Here is a 19,518-nt window from a genome sequence, read left to right as displayed (position 1 = left end):
GCGTGTCCTTCGGTTACCGTTCGGCTACTGACCCGCCAGGTCAGCCGATGGAGTAGCCGGGCAGGAGCTTGTTGAACTCCTTGGCGGTGGCGTCGAGGCCGTTCTTGACCGACTCGTCGCCCTGCAGGATCTTCACGTAGTTCTGCTGGAGCGGGGTGAACAGCGAGCCGACCTGCGGCAGGGCGACGCGCGGCCGGGCGGTCTTGTCCAGGATCGACTTGAAGCCGGCGACCTTCGGGTCCGAGGTGACCTCGCTGGTGTACGCCGACTGGCGGGTCGGCAGGGTGCCGGTGCCCTTGGCGATGGTGATCTGGCTCTCGGTGGACGTCATGAACTGCGTGAACAGGTAGCTGGCGTCCAGGTTGCTCGAACCCTGGTAGACGGCGAGGTTGTGGCCGCCGGTGGGGGCCTGCGCCTTGCCGCCGTCGCCGGCCGGGACGGGGGCGTAGCCGAGGTTGGACTGGTCGCTCTTGAAGGCCGAGCCGGACAGGGCGTCGGAGACCGACCAGGGGCCCTGGATCAGCATGGCGACCTTGCCGTTCTTGAAGGCCGCCTGCATGTTCTGGTAGGCGTTGGCGAAGTCGACCTTCATCGACGCCTCGTCGTCGATCTTCTTCGCGGTGGTGAGGGCCTTGACCGCGGCGTCGTTGCTGATCGTGATCTTCTTGGCGGACGGGTCGGCCATGTCCGCGCCGTTGCTGTAGAGCAGCGGCAGCAGGAAGTAGGAGTCCGGGTTGACGTAGGTGCCGTACGCCCCGGTCTTCTGCTTGATGGTCTTGGAGTCGGCGATGAACTCGTCCCAGGTGGCCGGCGGGTTGGAGATGCCGGCCTTCTTGAGGAGCTTCTTGTTGTAGAGCAGGCCCAGGGTGTCGGTGACCGAGGGGACGCCGTAGGTCTTGCCGTTGTACTTGGCGGTATTCAGCGGCGTGGCTGCGAAGTCCGAGGTGTCCTTCAGGGCCGCGGTGCCGTCGAGCGGGGCGATGTAGCCCAGCGAGGCGTACTCGGCCATCAGGCCCACGTCCGTGCGCACGACGTCGGGGGCGCCCTTGCCGCTCTTGGCGGCGGACTTGAACTTCTGCTCGACGTCGGTGAACGGGACGCTCTGGTAGTTCACCTTGATCTTCGGGTACTTGGCCTCGAACTTCTTGACCAGGGCCTTGTACGTCGGGGCCTCGGTCGCCGCGTCGGAGGTGTCCCAGTAGGTGATCGTCCCGGAGACGTCCTTGGGGTCCTTCGGCTTGCTCGACGAGTCGTTGTCCGAGCCACCGCAGGCCGAGGCGGTGAGGGCGACCACGGTGACCGCGGCGGCGAGAGCTATGCCACGTCGCATATGAACTCCTAGATGAGGGTGCCCGGATCATCCCTTGGGAGGACCGCGGGTGCCGTCTGTCCCTGATCGACGGCCGCCGGGCGCGTCAGGAACGTAGCAAGGCTGCAATCCCTTGCGAAAGACGTTGCAAGAAAATTTCCGCAAGATCCCGCAGACGTGACGTTTCCGTTACCGGCAGGTGTCCTGACCTGTCCGCCGGCGGCGCACGCCCGGGCCGGCGGCACTCGTCCGGGCCCTCGCCGTACGGCACGACGCCACCGCGCTGTGAAGGAAGGTAGCCGATTCCCCGGCGGATGGAACCCGTCGGTGGCGCACTCGTCCGCCGCCGGCGGCGGACGGGGCGGGCGGCGGGACGCTGCGGCGGGTGCGCCCCGCCCGGGACGTGCGGGTTCCGGGCGGTTCCCCGTTCCCCGCACGCGTGGGAGCGGGCGCGCGAGGTGAGCCGGGCCGCCGGGCCGCCGACGGCCCGGCGGTGGCCGCCCGGGCGGCGCTCCTGCTCTTCGGCGGCCGTTCGTGAAAATTCTTGCCGTGGTTTTCAAGACCCTTGCTGTAAGCGTTTCGTCAGCGATACGGTCGCGCCCGGCGTCCGGCCACGAAGCCGCAGGCCCTGTCGTCCGCGGCGTGGACACGGACCCGATCGAGCCGTAGTCGCAAGGAGTTCTCGCCTGTGATACCGAGATGGCCGGCGCCCCTGACGCGCCGTAACCCCCAGGGCGGACCGGGCCGGCAGGGCGGACACGCGCGGCGGGTCGCGGCCGTCGCCGTCGCCGCGCTCGCCGCCGCCCTCGTCCAGCCGCTCGCCGCCGAGGCGGCCGCACCGCCCGCGCCCCCGTCCGACGCGAAGCTCGCCGCGCAGCCCGCCCGGCACGACGACACGCGCGAGCAGTTCTACTTCGTCATGCCGGACCGCTTCGCCAACGGGAACAAGGCCAACGACCGCGGAGGACTGACCGGTTCCCGCCTCACCACCGGCTACGACCCCACCGACAAGGGCTTCTACCAGGGCGGCGACCTCAAGGGCCTGACCGACCGGCTCGACTACATCAAGGGCCTGGGCACCACCGCCATCTGGATGGCGCCGATCTTCAAGAACCAGCCCGTGCAGGGCACCGGCAAGGACGCCTCCGCCGGCTACCACGGCTACTGGATCACCGACTTCACCCAGGTCGACCCGCACTTCGGCACCAACAAGGACCTGGCGACCCTCATCTCCAAGGCGCACGCCAAGGGCATGAAGGTCTTCTTCGACGTCATCACCAACCACACCGCCGACGTCGTCGACTACGAGGGACAGTCCCAGGAGTACCTGTCCAAGGGCGCCTTCCCCTACCTGACGAAGGACGGCCGCCCCTTCGACGACGCCGACTACGCGGACGGCGCCCGCCGGTTCCCCGCCGTCGACACCTCGTCCTTCCCCTACACGCCGGCCGTCCCGGCCGCGAAGAGGAACGCCAAGGTCCCGTCGTGGCTCAACGACCCGACCATGTACCACGACCGCGGCGACTCCACCTACAGCGGCGAGAACGCCACCTACGGCGACTTCTCCGGCCTCGACGACCTGTGGACCGAGCGTCCCGAGGTCGTCAGCGGCATGGAGAAGATCTACGAGCGCTGGGTCAGGGACTTCGACGTCGACGGCTTCCGCATCGACACCGTCAAGCACGTGAACACCGAGTTCTGGACGCAGTGGGCGACCGCGCTCGACACCTACGCCGCGGCTCACGGGCGCAAGAACTTCTTCATGTTCGGCGAGGTCTACTCCGCCGACACCTCCGTCACCGCCCCCTACGTCACCCAGGGCCGCCTGGACGCCACCCTCGACTTCCCCTTCCAGGACGCGGCCCGCGCCTACGTCTCCCAGGGCGGCAGCGCCAAGAAGCTCGCGAGCGTCTTCGGTGACGACTACAAGTACACGACCGACAAGGCCAACGCCTACGAACAGGTCACCTTCCTCGGCAACCACGACATGGGCCGCTTCGGGTACTTCCTGAAGCAGGACGACCCGAAGGCGACCGACGCGCAGCTCCTCGCCAAGGACAGGCTGGCCAACGAGCTGATGTTCCTCAGCCGCGGCAACCCGGTCGTCTACTACGGCGACGAGCAGGGCTTCACCGGCGCCGGCGGCGACAAGGACGCCCGCCAGACCATGTTCGCCTCGAAGGTCGCCGACTACCTCGCCGACGACGAGATCGGCACCGACCGCACCCACGCGAGCGACTCCTACGACACCGGGGCGCCGCTCTACCGGCAGATCGCCGAGCTGGCCAAGCTCCGCAAGGACAACCCGGCCCTCACCGACGGCGTCCAGACCGAGCGCTACGCGGCCGACGGCCCCGGCGTCTACGCCTTCACCCGCACGGACGCCCGCAGCGGCGCCGAGTACGTCGTCGCCGTCAACAACGCCGACCAGGCGAAGACCGCGACCTTCGCCACCGGCTCCGCGAAGACGGCCTACCGGGGCGTCTACGGCACCAAGGCCTCCGTCGCCTCCGACGCCGACCGCGAGGTCACCGTCACCGTCCCGGCCCGATCCGCCGTCGTCCTCAAGGCCGCGGGCCGGCTCCAGGCGCCCGCCGCCGAGCCCTCCCTCACCCTGACCGCCCCCGCCGAGGGCGCCACCGGCACCGTCGACCTGAGCGCCGACGTGAGCGGCGGACAGCTGAACCGGGTCGTCTTCGCCGCCCAGGTCGGAAACGGCCCCTGGAAGGTACTCGGCTCCGCCGACCACGCCCCGTACAAGGTCACCCAGACCCTCGGCAAGACCGTGCCCGCCGGCACCGCGCTGCGCTACAAGGCGGTCGTCGTCGACTCGGCCGGACGCACCGCGAGCACCACCGCCGCCTCCGTCACCGGCACCCCGCCGGCCCCCGAGGCCCCCGTCGCCTCCTCCCGCGACTACGCGATCGTCCACTACCGGCGCACCGACGGCGACTACACCGACTGGGGCCTGTACGCCTGGGGCGACCTCGCCGACGGCGAGGCGACCACCTGGCCCGCCTCCCACCCCTTCACCGGCCGGGACGCCTACGGCGCCTTCGCCTACGTCCGGCTGAAGCCCGGCGCCTCGAACGTCGGCTTCCTCGTCATCGACAAGGACGGGAACAAGGACGTCTCCGCCGACCGGTCCATCGACGTCTCCAAGACCGGCGAGGTGTGGATCCAGCAGGGCGACGACACCGTACGGACCACCCGGCCCGCCGACTACCCGGCGCAGGACACCACCAAGGCGGTCCTCCACTACCACCGCGCCGACGGCGACTACGACGGCTGGGGACTGCACGTCTGGACGGGCGCCGCGAACCCCACCGACTGGGCGAAACCCCTCGCGCCGGTGAAGACTGACTCCTATGGCGCGGTCTTCGAGGTACCGCTCACCGACGGTGCGACCTCCCTCAGCTACATCCTCCACAAGGGCGACGAGAAGGACCTGCCCACGGACCAGTCCCTCGACCTCAAGGCGGCCGGCGGCCACGAGGTGTGGCTGGTGAGCGGCCAGGACAAGCCCCTGCTGCCGCAGCCCGAGGGCAGCGCCGCCGCCCTGGACCTCACCACCTCCAAGGCGGTCTGGATCGACCGGGACACCGTGGCGTTCAACGGCTCGGACGCCGCCGCCTCCACCCAGCTGGTCTACTCCCACGACGGCTCCATCACCGTCAAGGACGGCGCCTTGACCAGCGACGACGAGCGCTGGCTGCGGCTGGGGAAGACCGCCCTCACCGACGCGCAGAAAGCGAAGTTCCCGTACCTGAAGGACTACACCGCCTACTCCGTCGACCCGCGCGACCGGGGCCGGGTCCGTGAGGCCCTGCGCGGCCAGGTCGTCGCCTCCCAGCGCACCGCCGACGGCGCCGTGCTCACCGCCACCGGCGTCCAGCTCGCCGGCGTCCTCGACGACGTGTACGGCACCGCCGCCGCCGAGGCGAGCCTCGGCCCCGTCTTCCACCAGGGCCGGCCCACGCTGAGCGTGTGGGCGCCGACCGCGCAGAACGTGGCCCTGGAACTGGACGGCAGGGCCGTCGCCATGCGCCGCGACGACATCACCGGCGTCTGGTCCGTGACGGGCCCGGCGTCCTGGAAGAACAAGCCCTACCGGTACGTCGTCAAGGTCTGGGCGCCCTCCGTGCGCGAGGTCGTCACCAACAAGGTCACCGACCCCTACTCGGTCGCCCTCACCACGAACAGCGAGCGCAGCGTCGTCGCCGACCTGGACGACAAGGCCCTCGCCCCCAGCGGCTGGACGGACCTCGCCAAGCCCAAGGCCGTACCGCTGCGCGACGCGCAGATCCAGGAACTGCACATCCGCGACTTCTCCGTCGCCGACACCACCGTCCCGGCCAAGGACCGGGGCACCTACCTCGCCTTCACCGACAAGGACGGCGACGGGTCCAAGCACCTGCGCGAGCTGGCGAAGGCCGGAACCTCCTACGTCCACCTGCTGCCGGCCTTCGACATCGCCACCATCCCCGAGAGGAAGTCCGACCAGGCCACCCCCGGCTGCGACCTCGCCGCCCACGCCCCCGACTCCGACCAGCAGCAGGCCTGCGTCGCCGAGACGGCCGCCGAGGACGCCTACAACTGGGGCTACGACCCCTACCACTACACGGTCCCCGAGGGCTCCTACGCCACCGACCCGGACGGCACGGCCCGCACCGTGCAGTTCCGGCAGATGGTCAAGGCGCTCAACCAGGACGGCCTGCGCGTCGTCATGGACGTGGTCTACAACCACACGGCGGCCGGCGGGCAGGCCGACACCTCCGTGCTCGACCGGGTCGTGCCCGGCTACTACCAGCGGCTGCTGGCCGACGGCTCGGTGGCGAACAGCACCTGCTGCGCCAACACCGCGACCGAGAACACCATGATGGGCAAGCTCGTCGTGGACTCGATCGTCACCTGGGCCAAGGAGTACAAGGTCGACGGCTTCCGCTTCGACCTCATGGGCCACCACCCCAAGGCCAACATCCTCGCCGTCCGCAAGGCCCTCGACGCCCTCACCCCGAAGAAGGACGGCGTCGACGGCAAGAAGATCATCCTGTACGGCGAGGGGTGGAACTTCGGCGAGGTCGCCGACGACGCCCGCTTCGTGCAGGCCACCCAGAAGAACATGGCCGGCACCGGCATCGCCACCTTCTCCGACCGGGCCCGCGACGCGGTGCGCGGCGGCAGCCCCTTCGACGCCGACCCCGGCGTCCAGGGCTTCGCCTCCGGCCTCTACACCGACCCCAACTCCTCCACCGCCAACGGCACGAAGGAGGAGCAGAAGGCCCGGCTGCTGCACTACCAGGACCTGATCAAGGTCGGTCTGAGCGGCAGCCTCGCCAAGTACCGCTTCACCGACACCGACGGCAAGGAGGTCACCGGCGCCGAGATCGACTACAACGGCGCGCCCGCCGGATACGCCGACGCCCCCGGCGACGCCCTCGCCTACGTCGACGCCCACGACAACGAGTCGCTGTTCGACGCGCTGACGTACAAGCTGCCCAAGGACACCTCGGCCGCCGACCGCGCCCGGATGCAGGTCCTCGCCATGGCCACGGCCGCCCTCTCGCAGGGACCGGCGCTCTCCCAGGCCGGCACCGACCTGCTGCGCTCCAAGTCGCTGGACCGCAACTCCTTCGACAGCGGTGACTGGTTCAACGCCATCCACTGGAACTGCGCCGACGGCAACGGCTTCGGACGGGGGCTGCCCATGGCGGCCGACAACAAGGACAAGTGGCCCTTCGCCGGGCCGCTGCTGACCTCCGTCAAGGTGGGCTGCCCGCAGATCCAGGGCGCCTCGGCCGCCTACCGGGACCTGCTCACCGTCCGTACGACGGAGAAGGCGTTCTCCCTCGCCACGGCGGCGCAGGTGCAGTCACGGCTGTCCTTCCCGCTGTCCGGCGCGGACGAGACGCCCGGTGTGATCACCATGCGCCTCGGTGACCTGGTCGTGGTGTTCAACGCGACGCCCGAGCGGCAGCGGCAGCACGTCGCCGCGCTGGCGGGGACCGGCTACCGGCTGCACCCGGTGCAGGCCTCGGGTGCCGACCCGGTCGTGAAGACCTCCTCCTACGCGGCGGCGACCGGCACGTTCACCGTTCCGGCGCGCACGGTGGCGGTGTTCACCCGGGGCGCGTGAGGCACGGGGAAAGCACGACGGGGGCGGGCCGTGAGACGGCCCGCCCCCTTTTCCCCGCCCCGGCTAGGGTGAGCCCGATTCCGCCGGACCAGAACTGGAGTGCCCATGCCGCAGATCACCGTCGACTACTCGGCCGAACTGACGGACGACTTCGACCGGCCCGGCTTCGCGCGGGCGCTGCACGCGAGCACCGTCGAGATCGTCGACGCCTCGCCGGCCGCCTGCAAGACGCGGTTCCGTCGCACCGAGGACACCGTGGTCGGCCAGGACGGCGAGGGCCACGTCATCGTGCACGTCGGCGTCGGCCTGCTGGCGGGACGCACCGACGAGGCCAAGGCCCGGCTCACCGAGACCGCGCTGGAACTGCTGCGGCAGTACGTGAAGCCCGCCGAGGGGCTGACGCTGCACGCCTCCGCCATGGTGAGCGACCTCGATCCGTCGTATCGGAGCGCCAAGACCGCCTAGGGGCTCGTCAGGCGGGGGGAGGAGCGGGACCAGAAGCGCGGGCGCCGGGTCACGGCAGGTCGGTGCGGCCCAGCCATGCGGGCCGCACCGGCACTCCGTCGGCGTCCACCTCGACCACCTCGACCGACTCGTCCGGTGGCGGTGGCACGGCGGCAGGGGCGTCCGGCGCCTCGATCGCGGGCTCCGGAGCGGGAGGCGCGGGCGCGGCGGAGTCCTCCAGCAGCTCCGCCACGGCGAACCGGGTCACGAAGGACTGCCACGCCCCGTCCACGACGAGCAGGAACCCGTCGCTCGTCCGCAGGAGACGTCGGCGCTCGGGACTCAGGGGGTGCGTGGGCTCGTAGGTCCGCGCCCGCCGCTCCAGGTCCGCGAGCGCCTCCTGCCGGGATCCGATGACGTGCGCCACGACCTGTGCCTCGGTGTGCTTGCGGTCCCCGGCGCCCACGGTCGTCTCGACGACCAGCCCCCACGTCGTCGCGGCGGTCACCCGGACGCCAGCGCGATGAGACGGCCGGCCAGGTCGCCGAAGGGGTCGTCGAGCCGCTCCGCCGCGAAGACCCGGCGCAGCAGCGCGGTCAGCTCCTCGTCGTAGGCGGCACCCACGGCGGCGAGCGCGGCGAAGTCCTGCACCAGCTGGACCTCCAGTTCGGCGCGCGGGATGCGCCGGCCGTCCAGCCAGATCAGGGCCGTGGACTCCGCCAGCGAGATCCACGAACGGATGATCAGCTCCAGTCGCGCGGGCGGATCGACGACCTGAAGGTGGGAGAGGATCTGCTCGTACGCGGCCTGCCGGACGGAGTCGATGAGCGCGTTCGTGGTGGTCGAGCCGACCGCCGGGCCGCCGCGCATCAGCGCCGAGAAGCCGGGCCCGTGCTCGTCGACGAAGTCGAAGAACCGGCGCATCACCCGCAGCAGCCGTGCCCCGAGCGGACCTTCGTGCGGCTCGGCGAAGCGCCCGGCCAGGTCCTCCGAGGCGCGCTTCAACGCGGCCTCGTACAGGCTGAGTTTGCCGGGGAAGTAGTGGTAGACCAGCGGGCGCGAGATACCGGCCGCCGACGCTATCTCGTCGATGGACACATCGTCGGGCGAGCGGCGGCTGAACAGTTCGAGGGCGACGCCGATCAACTGCTGTCGCCGTTCCTCGACTCCCATTCTGCGGCGCACCCCGGTGGTCATACGGACACCCTACCGACCGGGAACGGGACGGGCCCCGCCCGGTCGGGGCCCGCCGGACGGCACGGGACGAGCCGGGAGGCACGGGAGCGGGCGGTACGGGAGGGGCCGGGCGGGCTAGCGCAGCATGTCCAGGGGCCGGCCGTCGTCCAGGGTGCCCTTCAGCTCCGGCCGCAGGCCTTTCTTCGCCGGTACGGCGAGCACGTTGCCCCGGGCGGTCGCGTCGACGCCGTTCGAGGCGGTGATCGACTCCGTACGGGAGCCGCCGGCCGCGAGCAGGTACCAGGAGCCGGTCCTCGACTTCCACAGCGCCCCGGCCAGCACCTGCGGGTCGCGCGCGCCGCACGCGGTCACGTCGGCGGACCTGGCCACCGCCGCCCCGTACCTCACGCCGGGGATCCGCAGCTGGGCCAGCACCTGGGAGCCCGTGCCGCGCCAGGTGTCGGCGCGGGTGCACACCCACGCGGCCGTGCCGCCCTCGTCGGGCAGTTCCTGCTCGGCGTACCGCCAGGCGTTGACCGACCGCACGCCCTGCGACCGCAGCACCGACAGCGAGCAGGCGAACGGCGCCCAGGTGCGCCGCGCGCCGTCGCCCGACGCGTCGTGCGGGGCGGTGGGGCGGCCGGTGGTGAGGCGGGCGGGCACCAGCTCGCCCAGGTCGCCGAGGACGTACGCGCCGAAGTCGCCGGAGAGCCGGAGCGCCTGCCACGAGGCGCAGGCGCCCGCGCGCGGGGCCGGGCCGGCCAGCGGCGCGGTGACGCCGTCCGTCAGGGCGAGGTCCGACGGCTCGGACCCGGGAGCCCGCAGATCCTGCCCGGCGGCCTTCTTCACCCAGGGCGCGGTCAGATAGCGGACGTTGCCGTCGGAGCGGTTCAGCACCACCGCGGCGGCCTCCGCCCCGCTCGCGCCGTCCACGCGGGCCAGGTCGAGCGCGGCGCCGGAGGCGGAGCCCTTCGGCTCGGCGTACCGGGCGACGCGCAGCCCGTCGTGGAGGAGCACCACATGGGCGCCGTCGACGTCGCCGGCGTACAGCAGTTGCGGCGGTCCGGCGGGGCCGCCGGTGGCGGTGCCGGGGGTGGCCGAGACCCGGACGGAGCCGCCGGGCCGTGCCCAGACGGCCAGGGCGCGGCGCAGCAGGGCGGTGTCGCCGGTGCGGTCGCCGCGCGCGGGCCACGCGGAGAGGTCCAGGCGGGCCGAGGTGCGCCAGGCGGTGGGGGAGACCCTGGTCAGCCTGGCCGGGTCGAGGGCGGCCTCGGCGGAGGCGTTGCGGGCGTAGACGGGGGCGGCGGCGCCGTCCGGGCCCCAGCCGCCGTCGGGCAGGGCCGCCAGCGCGCCGCACACGGCGAGGGCCGCCGTGGCCGCGAGGACGGCCTTGCCGCGCTGCCTGCGCCGCAGCAGGTCGGTGGGGCGGGCCTGGAGCGAGCAGGGGTCGAACTCGGGGGAGGTCAGCAGCGCGGACCGGTCCGGGACGCGCTCGGCCTGGCGCAGCGCGGCCTCGGGGTCGGCGACGCCGGCCGCCGACAGGATCCGCCGCACCGCGTCGTCGGGGAGCTGCTCCAGTCCGCGCAGGACGTAGGCGGCGCGGGCCGGGCCGGGCAGGGACGCGAGTTGCTGGTCGAGGGCGAGTTCGTCGGCGCCGCCGGCGCGGGGGAAGAGCTTGAGGCCCCACACCAGGGGGAGCGGCGGCGGCAGCTGGGCGCGCCGGCGGCGCACGGCGCGCCTGCGCGGCGGGTCGGCCGCCAGCGCCGTACGGACCACCCGGGCCCGGAGGAAGCCGTAGGCCGGGTCGGTGCCGGGGTCCGTCGTGCCGTCCGGGGCCACGGGCGTCGAGGAGCGGCCCCGGGGCAGTGCGCGCTGGGCGAGGGAGTGCGCGGCCAGGACCCTGCGGCCGCGACCCAGGCCCGGCGGCAGCAGCAGATAGGCGAGCCGGACGAGCCGCGGGTAGTGCTCGACGAGCGCGGCCTCGGCCTGCCCGACGTCGAGGACCGGCGCGGAGGCGGACGGGGGGCGCGGGGCGACATCCTGTGACTGCACGTTCAGCAGAACGAGCGAACCGGTGGTTGGTCACCGCCGGCCCGCTCCCGTCAGCCTTCCGGCGGTCCCTGCCGGTCCCGGGGGGCCTGGGAGTCCTCGGGGTCCACCAGCAGCCGGGCGTAGTTCGCCGTGGAGCGCTGGTAACGGGGCAGATGCGGGGCGAGGGCGGTGAGGGCGAGGGACAGGCCCTCGCGCTCGCGGCCGAGGTCGGCCAGGCACAGGGCGAGGAAGGCGCGCACGGCGTCGCCCAACTCCTCCGGCGCAGCGTCGAGTTCAGGGGTCAGCAGCTCGACGCCCTCCTGTGGCCGTCCCAGGTTGCGCAGGGAGCTGGCGAGCTGGATCCGCGCCCGGCGTCCCCGCCGGCCGGCGAGCCCGCCGGCCAGCGCCTCCCGGTACAGCGGGACCGCGCGGTCCGAGTGGCCGGTGGAGTCCCAGGCGCTCGCCCGTTCGAACAGGCCGACGGGGCTGCCGGCCGGCAGCTCGGCGGCGAGCGCGTCGATCACCGCGCGGAACTCGGCGGCCCGGTCCTCGGGGTAGTCGTCCAGGCGGCCCCAGGCCTCGGCCACGCGGTCTTCCCATTCCTGATGCACCGGGCCACTTTCGCACAGGTGTGCTTGCGGTGCCGGTGATTTGAGCGCTGGGTCCGGTGCGGCCGTATGGAAGGGCGGGCCCCGCCGGGGCTCCCCGCGGCATGTGCGAACGGGTGCCGCACGAGGCGACGGCCGAAGCGGAGGAACAGATGAGGGTGACACGGCCGGTGCTGGCGGTGGCCGGCGCGGCGGCGGTGCTGGCGCTGGCGGGCTGCGGCTCCGGGGGCGGGGCGGCGAAGGTGCCGCCGACGGCGACCGGCAGCCTGGAGAGCCTGGCCGCCGAGGTGAAGTGCGAGCCGGACATCCAGACCGACGCCGACACGATCCGGCAGGCGATCTGCGCCAACACCAGCGGCAGGTTCGTCCTGGCCACCTTCTCCACCGACCGCGGCCAGCGTGAGTGGATCAACGAGGCCAAGGACTACGGCGGCTTCTACCTCGTCGGCCGCAAGTGGGTCGCCGTCGGCGACGACGGCGTGGTCCACGACCTGCGCGGCACCCTCGGCGGGGACGTGGAGACCGGCACCGACCACCACGCCCACTCCGGCTGAATCCGGGGGACGGCGAAGGCCGGTGGCGGGACTTCCCGCCACCGGCCTTCCGCTGTCGTGCGGGCGGGCGCCTAGCACATCCGTCCGGAGTTGAGGCAGGAGGCGATCTTGTTCGCCAGACCGCCCTTGGTCACGGCGATGAAGTCGTCGTGGTCGGTGATCGCCTTGTGCAGCTGCTCCGGGAAGCCGTCGACCGCGTAGGCGTTCTTCACCTGTCCGTTCTGCACCACCGGCCGCGGCACGCTGTAGACCAGACGCATCGTCAGCTGCGGGATCGCCCTGAAGCCGTTCTGGCAGCGGCCGGAGGCGTCGGCGAAGGCCACGTGCGTGCGGTGGTTGGCGCTGTCGGTGTTCTGGCCGTCCCAGCAGCTCTGGAAGGCGAACGTGCGCACCACGTCGCTGCCGTTCGGGCAGATCGGGTACTTGTCGGTCAGCTGGACCTTGTTCTCGAACCCGGTGCAGCTCCAGTGCGCGTTGGCGTTCGCCGTGCCGTTGGTGAAGGCCTTGGCGTCACCGGTGATGACGCGCAGGAACTGCGGCATCGCCACGACCTTGCTCGTCGGGTTGCCGACGTACTTGATCTGCGCCTGCTTGGCGACCAGGATCCGGCCGACGTTGCCCTCCTTGCCGCCGCCGTCCGCGTTCTGGTCGAAGTCCTGCGTGCCGTCCTGCACGCGCACCACCGGCCAGTAGTACGCCGACAGGTCGTTCTTGTTCTGGCAGCTCGTGCCGCCCTGCAGGAAGGTGTCGTTCGAGGAGAACGCGTCGATCTTCTGGTTGCCGACGTAGTCGTGCAGGTGGTGGGCGCCGTTGGTCACGCCGGGCGCCACGATCACGTTGTCGGTGTTGTGGTTGCCGTTGGCGTTCGTCCCGCAGCGGGTGGTGAAGGTGCCGGTCGAGGCGTTGCGCATCCGGCGCGGCTTGGCCGGGACATTGGGCTGGACCTTGGTGATGTCGACGAAGTCCGCCGCGGAGGGGCCGTTGCCGGCCTGGCCGCCGTTGTTCTGCTGCTGACCGCCCTGACCGCCCTGACCGCCCTGACCGCCCTGCTGGCCGCCGTTCATGCCGCCGTTGTTCTGACCGCCGTTGTTCTGGCCCCCGTTCTGGCCCCCGGTGTTCTGACCGCCGGTGTTCTGGCCGTCGCCGCCCTGCCCGCCGCCGTTGTTCGTCCGGTTCTGGTCGGCGGGGGAGCCGGTGCACGCCGTGAGGTCGTCCAGGTTGCCGGGAGCGGTGCCGCCGGCCCGGTTGATCTCCAGCCTGATCCGGTCGAAGATCACCTTCCGTCGGTCCTTCAACGGCCCCAGGATGCTGTTCTGGACGAAACTCGCGTCCCTGGTCTGGGCGTCCCGTGTGGTCGCCAGGCGCTGGTAGGCCTCGGTGATCTGGCGGTCCAGATTGGCCAGTTCGCCGTCGACCTCGGTACGGGCCTGTCCCGGCACGCTGGTGAGCTTCTGGCCGACGTCGGGGCAGGAGATTGTCGCCACCTGGGCGCCGGCTGCCTTCGTCCGGTTGCCCCACGCGTCGTTGTGCGACTCGTGGGCGGATGCGTAGAAGTTCGCCCAGACCAGCCCGCCCCCACCGAGCGCTAGGGCAGCCGCTGCGGCGATGGCCTTCGCGGCCGGCGACGTACGGCGTTTTCGTGTGTTGCGTCCCATGGAACTCCTCTGACTTCCTTGGCGGGGCAGCATCGAGGCGCCCGACAGGAGTGAAGCGGCCCCCTTCCATACGGACGCCGCCTCGAAGGTGTTCAACAGGAACGCGAATCGAACGCCGGCTCAGCGGTCGCGGTCGAGATGTGCCAGTACGGCCAGCACGCGCCGGTTGTCGTCGTCCGAGACCTCGAGTCCCAGTTTGGCGAAGATGTTGGAGGTGTGCTTCGCGATCGCCCGTTCCGTCACGACGAGCTGGGTCGCGATCGCCGCGTTGGAGCGGCCCTGCGCCATCAGCTCCAGCACCTCCAGCTCGCGCGGCGTCAGCCGCGACAGCGGCCGGTCCCGGTCCGAGCGCCGGGCCAGCAACTGCTGGATGACCTGCGGGTCCATGGCGGTGCCGCCGGACGCCACCCGGCGGACCGCGTCCACGAACTGGGCCGCGTCGAAGACCCGGTCCTTCAGCAGATAGCCCACCCCGCCCCTGCCGTCGGCCAGCAACTCCCGTGCGTAGAGCTGTTCGACGTGCTGGGACAGGACCAGCACCGGCAGGCCCGGCCGCGCCCGGCGGGCGCGCAGCGCGCACTGCAGCCCCTCGTCGGTGTGCGTGGGCGGCAGCCGTACGTCGACCACCGCCACGTCCGGCTCCGACTCGGCCAGGGCCGCGTCCAGTTCGGGGCCGGACTCGACGGCCGCCGCGATCTCGAAGCCGTGGGCTTCCAGCAGCCGGACCAGACCGTCGCGCAGCAGGAAGAGGTCTTCGGCTAGGACAACGCGCACGGGATCTCCATGGTCGCCATGGTGGGACCGCCCGCGGGACTGCTGACGGCCAGGACGCCGTCGAATGTACCGAGCCGCCGCTCGATGCCGGCCAGTCCGGAGCCTGGTGCCACCACCGCGCCGCCCCTGCCGTTGTCGGTGACCGTGATGCGCAGCATGCCGTCGGCGTGGTGCAGGTCGACCCAGATCCGGTCCGCGCCGGAGTGTTTGACGGCGTTGGTCAGCGCCTCGCTCACGGCGAAGTACGCCGCCGACTCCACCGGTGCGTCGGCGCGACCGGCCAGGTCCACGGCGACCTCGGTGGCGATCGGCAACCGCAGCGCCAGCGCCCGTACCGCGTCGCCCAGTCCGCGCTCGGCCAGGACGGGCGGGTGGATGCCGCGCACCAGGTCGCGCAGTTCGCCGAGGGCCTCGGCGGAGTTCTGGCGGGCCTGTGCGAGGAGCCGCCTGGCCTGCTCCGGGTCCGTGTCGATGAGCGCCTCGACGGTGCCCAGGTCCATGCCCATGACGACCAGCCGAGCCTGAGCCCCGTCGTGCAGGTCGCGCTCGATGCGCCGCAGCTCGGCGGCCGAGGAGTCGACGGCGTCGCGCCGGGTCTCGGTCAGCACCCGCACCCGTGCGGCGAGTTCGTCCTGGTCCGGGGCGAGGACGGCCCGGGTCAGCCTGAAGTGGGCGGTCAGCAGACGGGGGACCAGGCGCCAGGCGGCGACCAGGACCACCGCGCCGAGCGCGCCGGCGGCCAGCGCGGTGGCCTGCCCGCGCACCGGCACGAAGCCGTACCAGTACGTGCCGTCGGCCATGGGCCGCCACAGCCCGACCGCGAGCGCGAACCCCTCGAAGGGGTAGAGGAGCAGGACGGCCGGGAGCAGCGCGGTGGTGAAGCCGGCCGTCATGTTCACCGGCAGCCACAGCACGTCCCGCCGCACCTGCGGGTCGCGGAGCATGCCGAAGGTGCGCGTCCAGGGGTTGGCACCCGCCGGGACCGGGCGGTACGCCGACTCGACGGGCACCCCGGCCCAACGCGCCGCGATCTCCCGGTGGTTGTCGGCGAGGGCCCGTACCGCGGTGAGGACCCACGGGGTCGTGACGATGCCGACGCCGAGCGGGATCAGCGCGACGGAGAGGAGGGTCAGGACGAGGAACAGCACCGAGAACGGCAGTACCGCCACGGCCAGCACGAGTCCCCGTACGGCGGCGAGCAGTACCTCACGGGCGTGCTCTCGGGCGTCGCCGTTCGACGTGTTGGTGTTCATGTCCCCGAGTCTGGCCGAGCGGCACGGCGCCGGTCACGGGCCCGAGGCCCCCTGTCGGCGGGTGGTGCCAGGTACACCCCCTGGCCCCGGTGCCGGAGGCCTGCTGCCGGTGAGGCGCCCGGGGCGGCGGGGGAGGGGAGCGGGGGCCTGCCGCCGGCGGGACCGGCGGCAGGGTCCCCGGCCGGTCAGCCGGCGGTCGGCGGCGCGTACTTGTAGCCCACGCGCCGCACGGTCTGGATGGTCCTGCGGTGCTCGGCGCCCAGCTTGCGGCGCAGCCGGGCGATGTGGACGTCGACGGTGCGGCCGTCGCCCACGTGGCCGTAGCCCCAGACCGTGGTGACGAGCTGGTCGCGGGTGTGCACCCGGTGCGGGTGCGCGACGAGGTGGGCGAGCAGCTCGAACTCCAGGTAGGTCAGGTCGAGCCGCTCCCCGGCCACCTCGGCGGTGCGGCGGTCCGGGTCGATGCGGACCAGCGTGTCGCCGCCCTCCGCGCCGTCCTCGGCCCCGGCCGCCCGGCCGGGCTCGTCCCGCGGCTGGTCCGGCACGGCGACCGGCGGGAAGTGCGGCTGCTGGTCGGCCGGGACGAGCACCAGGTAGCCGATCATCGGCGGCCGGCCCGGCAGGGCGGGCAGGGTGTGCTGGGGGGCGGGCAGCCAGGTGGCGCCCGGCGGGAGGAAGTCCGCCACGTCCACGACCTCGTCCCGGTCCACGGCCCGCAGGCGATGGCGCGGTGCGGCGGCCGGAGCGGCCGGGGAGGGGTCCTGGACGGGGAGGGCGGCGGTGGTCAGGGAACGGGAGGTCGCCATGAGAGGTCAGCTCTTTCGCGCGAGGAGTTCGTCGGAAGGAGCGACGGCCGCGATTCGTGGTCGGGGGCGCCGCGGGACGTACGTCGTTGCGCGCTGGCCGAAGGCCGGGGTGTACGGCTTTTAGAGGGCCCGCGCGTTCGTCGCGCGGCAACACACCTGGTCGAAGTCGTGGTGCTGACGGGACGGCCAGAACGGCTCGAGGTCGTGACGCCCCGCCGCTTGCTGCTTCTGGAAACCGGCCATGCCTCCATTGAAGCAGAGACCGGCCCCGGCGAGGACCCTCCTCTCACTGCTCGGACGCTTCCTTGGCGGGAAGTTGACGCCGCGTACGCCGTCCGACCAGGTGTTCGCGCCGATCAGGGGCCCGGCCGGGGCGGTCGGGGCCCGGGCCACCGTCCCACAGTGCGGACGCCCCCGGCCCGGCGTGGCGCGGGCGCGCGCGAAGGGGGCGCCCACCTGTCGGTGGACGCCCCCTGGAGGCCCTGGGCGCGGCGGATCAGACCTGGCCGGCCTTCTCCAGCGCCGAGCAGCAGGTGTCGACCAGCAGCCGCGTCACGACGTACGGGTCCACGTTGGCGTTCGGGCGGCGGTCCTCGATGTAGCCCTTGCCGTCCTTCTCGACCTGCCAGGGGATGCGGACCGAGGCGCCGCGGTCGGAGACGCCGTAGGAGTACTCGTTCCACGGGGCGGTCTCGTGCAGGCCGGTGAGGCGGTCGTCGATGCCGGCGCCGTAGTTCTTGACGTGGTCCATCGGCTTGGAGCCCTCGCCGAGCGCTTCGCACGCGGTGATGATCGCGTCGTAGCCCTCGCGCATCGCCTTCGTGGAGAAGTTGGTGTGCGCGCCGGCGCCGTTCCAGTCGCCCTTGACCGGCTTGGGGTCGAGGGTGGCGGAGATGTCGAAGTCCTCGGCGGTGCGGTAGAGCAGCCAGCGGGCCACCCACAGCTGGTCGGCGACGACCAGCGGGGCGAGCGGGCCGACCTGGAACTCCCACTGGCCCGGCATGACCTCGGCGTTGATGCCGGAGATGCCCAGACCCGCCTTCAGACAGTTGTCCAGGTGCGCCTCGACGACGTCACGGCCGAAGATCTCGTCCGAGCCGACACCGCAGTAGTAGCCGCCCTGCGCGGCCGGGAAGCCGCCCTCGGGAAAGCCGAGCGGGCGCGAGCCCTTGAAGAAGGTGTACTCCTGCTCGATGCCGAAGATCGGCTCCTGGCCGGCGAACCGCTCGGCGACCTCGGCGAGCGCGGCACGGGTGTTGGACTCGTGCGGCGTCATGTCGATGTTCAGGACCTCGCACAGCACGAGGATGTCGTCGCCGCCGCGGATCGGGTCGGGGCAGGTGAAGACCGGCTTGAGCACGCGGTCGGAGGCGTGGCCCTTGGCCTGGTTGGTGGAGGACCCGTCGAAGCCCCAGATGGGCAGCTCGGCGCCCTTGGCGTCGTCGCCGAGGATCTTCGTCTTGGAACGGAGCTTGGCGGTCGGCTCGGTGCCGTCGATCCAGATGTACTCAGCCTTGAAGCTCACGGGCCACGTCCTTCGGGTCTCACTCGGGCGCACTTGCGGGTGCTGCGGCGCTGCGGCACTGGGGCGCCGCCGTTGATACCGAAAGCATGTCAACGGCCGATTTCCCGGCCGTTGCCCGAGTGTGAACCCCGTGTTACCTGGGGCCGCTGTGCCCCGTCTCACACCATGCGCCCGCGCCCTACGCGCGCCGGGCCTGGCCTGCCGTTCCCGGCCGGGAACGGCAGGCCGTCGTCACCCGTGGCGGGGGCGGGCCGTGCACGTGTGGCGAGGGTCCCGAGGCGCCGCCCCCGGTGTCACCGGCGCCGTCGCCGTTCTGCGCGGGCGGCGCGCTCTGCTGCCCGCCGCCGGCCTGCTGACCGTTCTGTGCCTGCCCGCCGTTCTGCGCCTGCTGACCGCTCTGGGAGTCCTGAGCCGACTCCCCGACCGTGCAGCCCGACGCCGCCTGCTTGCGCTTGATCTCCTCGATGACCGCCTCGCGGTTGGCGATCCGGGCCGCCGACTGCGCGTCCGGGTTCGCCCGCTGGCCGTCGATGAAGGTCTGGTTGTTGCCCAGGGCGGTGGCGAGGCCCTGACAGACCGTCGAGTCCCCGGCGGACAGCGTGCGCGGGGCCTGCGGCTGGGCGGCGTCGGACGTGGCCGCCAGGGCGAAGGCCCCGCTTCCCGCCACCGCCGCCGCGCCGGCCAGCAGGGCGATCTTCTTCTTCGTGCCGAGCGTTCTCCTGCGCGACATGCGCGCCTCCTGAAGGGCTGGGGGAGCGTACGCCGCTATGTACGGGAGGCCGGACGCGGTTGCTCAGCGGCCACGGTCGCCGGGCGAAGTAACCTGCGTCACAGGAGAGTCGGCGGTCGCTCAGCCCCGGCCGAGCGCGTCGCGCACCGCGTCCTCGCTCCGCGCCACCACCGCCGTGCCGTCGTCGGCCGTGATGATGGGCCGCTGGATCAGCTTCGGGTGCCCGGCCAGCGCCGCCACCCAGCGGTCGCGCGCACCGGCGTCGCGAGGCCAGTCCTTGAGCCCGAGCTCCTTCGCCTCGGCCTCCTGGGTGCGGGTGATGTCCCACGGCTCCAGCCCGAGCCGGTCGAGCACCGCCCGGATCTCGTCCTCGCTCGGCACCTCCTCCAGGTAGCGGCGGACGGTGTAGTCGGCGCCCTCGGCGTCGAGCAGGCTGATGGCGCTGCGGCACTTGGAACAGGCCGGGTTGATCCAGATCTCCATGCGGTCCACGGTAGCCACCGAACACCTGTCCCGC

At 72.3% G+C, this 19,518-nt stretch carries 14 protein-coding genes and 1 pseudogene; 3 read left to right on the top strand and 12 right to left on the bottom strand.

Annotation, left to right across the window (positions count from 1 at the left end; genetic code table 11):
- Positions 1-40: 40 nt before the first annotated feature.
- Complete coding sequence (locus ACH5A8_RS01960) at positions 41-1,330, bottom strand: extracellular solute-binding protein (RefSeq protein WP_398996917.1); 1,290 nt, start codon at positions 1,328-1,330, stop codon at positions 41-43.
- A 667-nt stretch (positions 1,331-1,997) separates the two neighbouring features.
- Between ACH5A8_RS01960 and pulA the strand changes: the two genes are divergently transcribed.
- Together pulA and ACH5A8_RS01950 are read left to right on the top strand one after the other, a co-directional pair.
- The gene (pulA, locus tag ACH5A8_RS01955) at positions 1,998-7,445 is read left to right on the top strand and encodes a pullulanase-type alpha-1,6-glucosidase (protein ID WP_398996915.1); all 5,448 of its coding nucleotides are present in this window, start codon (positions 1,998-2,000) and stop codon (positions 7,443-7,445) included.
- Positions 7,446-7,550: 105 nt separating this feature from the next.
- Positions 7,551-7,910 (top strand): 5-carboxymethyl-2-hydroxymuconate Delta-isomerase, encoded by a 360-nt coding sequence (locus ACH5A8_RS01950; protein ID WP_398996914.1) that lies wholly within the window; start codon positions 7,551-7,553, stop codon positions 7,908-7,910.
- A gap of 49 nt (positions 7,911-7,959) precedes the next feature.
- On the opposite strand, the gene ACH5A8_RS01945 is transcribed toward ACH5A8_RS01950, so the two are convergent.
- From ACH5A8_RS01945 to ACH5A8_RS01930, 4 genes are all read right to left on the bottom strand, one after another.
- Complete coding sequence (locus ACH5A8_RS01945; protein WP_398996912.1) at positions 7,960-8,397, bottom strand: hypothetical protein; 438 nt, start codon at positions 8,395-8,397, stop codon at positions 7,960-7,962.
- Positions 8,394-9,086, bottom strand: coding sequence for a TetR/AcrR family transcriptional regulator (locus ACH5A8_RS01940; RefSeq protein WP_398996910.1), 693 nt, complete (start codon positions 9,084-9,086; stop codon positions 8,394-8,396). Before ACH5A8_RS01940 ends, ACH5A8_RS01945 begins: the two co-directional genes overlap by 4 nt.
- A gap of 114 nt (positions 9,087-9,200) precedes the next feature.
- Positions 9,201-11,117: a hypothetical protein gene (locus ACH5A8_RS01935; RefSeq protein ID WP_398996908.1), complete on the bottom strand. Its 1,917-nt coding sequence runs from the start codon at positions 11,115-11,117 to the stop codon at positions 9,201-9,203.
- Between the two features lie 50 nt (positions 11,118-11,167).
- Positions 11,168-11,707: a tetratricopeptide repeat protein gene (locus tag ACH5A8_RS01930; RefSeq protein WP_398996906.1), complete on the bottom strand. Its 540-nt coding sequence runs from the start codon at positions 11,705-11,707 to the stop codon at positions 11,168-11,170.
- Between the two features lie 149 nt (positions 11,708-11,856).
- Here ACH5A8_RS01930 and ACH5A8_RS01925 point away from each other — a divergent pair, with 149 nt between their 5' ends.
- Entirely contained in the window at positions 11,857-12,258 is a 402-nt protein-coding gene (locus ACH5A8_RS01925; protein WP_398996904.1) for a hypothetical protein, read from the top strand.
- Between the two features lie 71 nt (positions 12,259-12,329).
- Here the strand turns inward: ACH5A8_RS01925 and ACH5A8_RS01920 are convergent, their stop codons facing one another.
- From ACH5A8_RS01920 to ACH5A8_RS01890, 7 genes and pseudogenes are all read right to left on the bottom strand, one after another.
- Positions 12,330-13,913 (bottom strand): DUF1996 domain-containing protein, encoded by a 1,584-nt coding sequence (locus ACH5A8_RS01920; RefSeq protein ID WP_398996902.1) that lies wholly within the window; start codon positions 13,911-13,913, stop codon positions 12,330-12,332.
- A 120-nt stretch (positions 13,914-14,033) separates the two neighbouring features.
- Positions 14,034-14,687, bottom strand: a complete 654-nt coding sequence (locus ACH5A8_RS01915; protein ID WP_398996900.1) for a LuxR C-terminal-related transcriptional regulator — start codon at positions 14,685-14,687, stop codon at positions 14,034-14,036.
- The gene (locus tag ACH5A8_RS01910) at positions 14,672-15,940 is read right to left on the bottom strand and encodes a sensor histidine kinase (RefSeq protein ID WP_398996898.1); all 1,269 of its coding nucleotides are present in this window, start codon (positions 15,938-15,940) and stop codon (positions 14,672-14,674) included. Before ACH5A8_RS01910 ends, ACH5A8_RS01915 begins: the two co-directional genes overlap by 16 nt.
- A 185-nt stretch (positions 15,941-16,125) precedes the next feature.
- The gene (locus tag ACH5A8_RS01905) at positions 16,126-16,746 is read right to left on the bottom strand and encodes a winged helix-turn-helix domain-containing protein (protein WP_398996896.1); all 621 of its coding nucleotides are present in this window, start codon (positions 16,744-16,746) and stop codon (positions 16,126-16,128) included.
- Between the two features lie 496 nt (positions 16,747-17,242).
- Complete coding sequence (gene glnII / locus ACH5A8_RS01900) at positions 17,243-18,271, bottom strand: glutamine synthetase (RefSeq protein WP_398996894.1); 1,029 nt, start codon at positions 18,269-18,271, stop codon at positions 17,243-17,245.
- A 274-nt stretch (positions 18,272-18,545) separates the two neighbouring features.
- Positions 18,546-19,001, bottom strand: a pseudogene (locus ACH5A8_RS01895) (hypothetical protein); the annotation flags it as partial.
- A gap of 120 nt (positions 19,002-19,121) precedes the next feature.
- Positions 19,122-19,484 (bottom strand): arsenate reductase family protein, encoded by a 363-nt coding sequence (locus ACH5A8_RS01890; protein WP_398996892.1) that lies wholly within the window; start codon positions 19,482-19,484, stop codon positions 19,122-19,124.
- Positions 19,485-19,518 lie beyond the last annotated feature (34 nt).

The sequence above is a fragment of the Streptomyces sp. NPDC018610 genome (assembly GCF_044391765.1).
Classification (GTDB): Bacteria; Actinomycetota; Actinomycetes; order Streptomycetales; family Streptomycetaceae; genus Streptomyces.
Note: the sequence above shows the minus strand (reverse complement) of the source record. Positions and strands in the feature narration are given on the sequence as shown.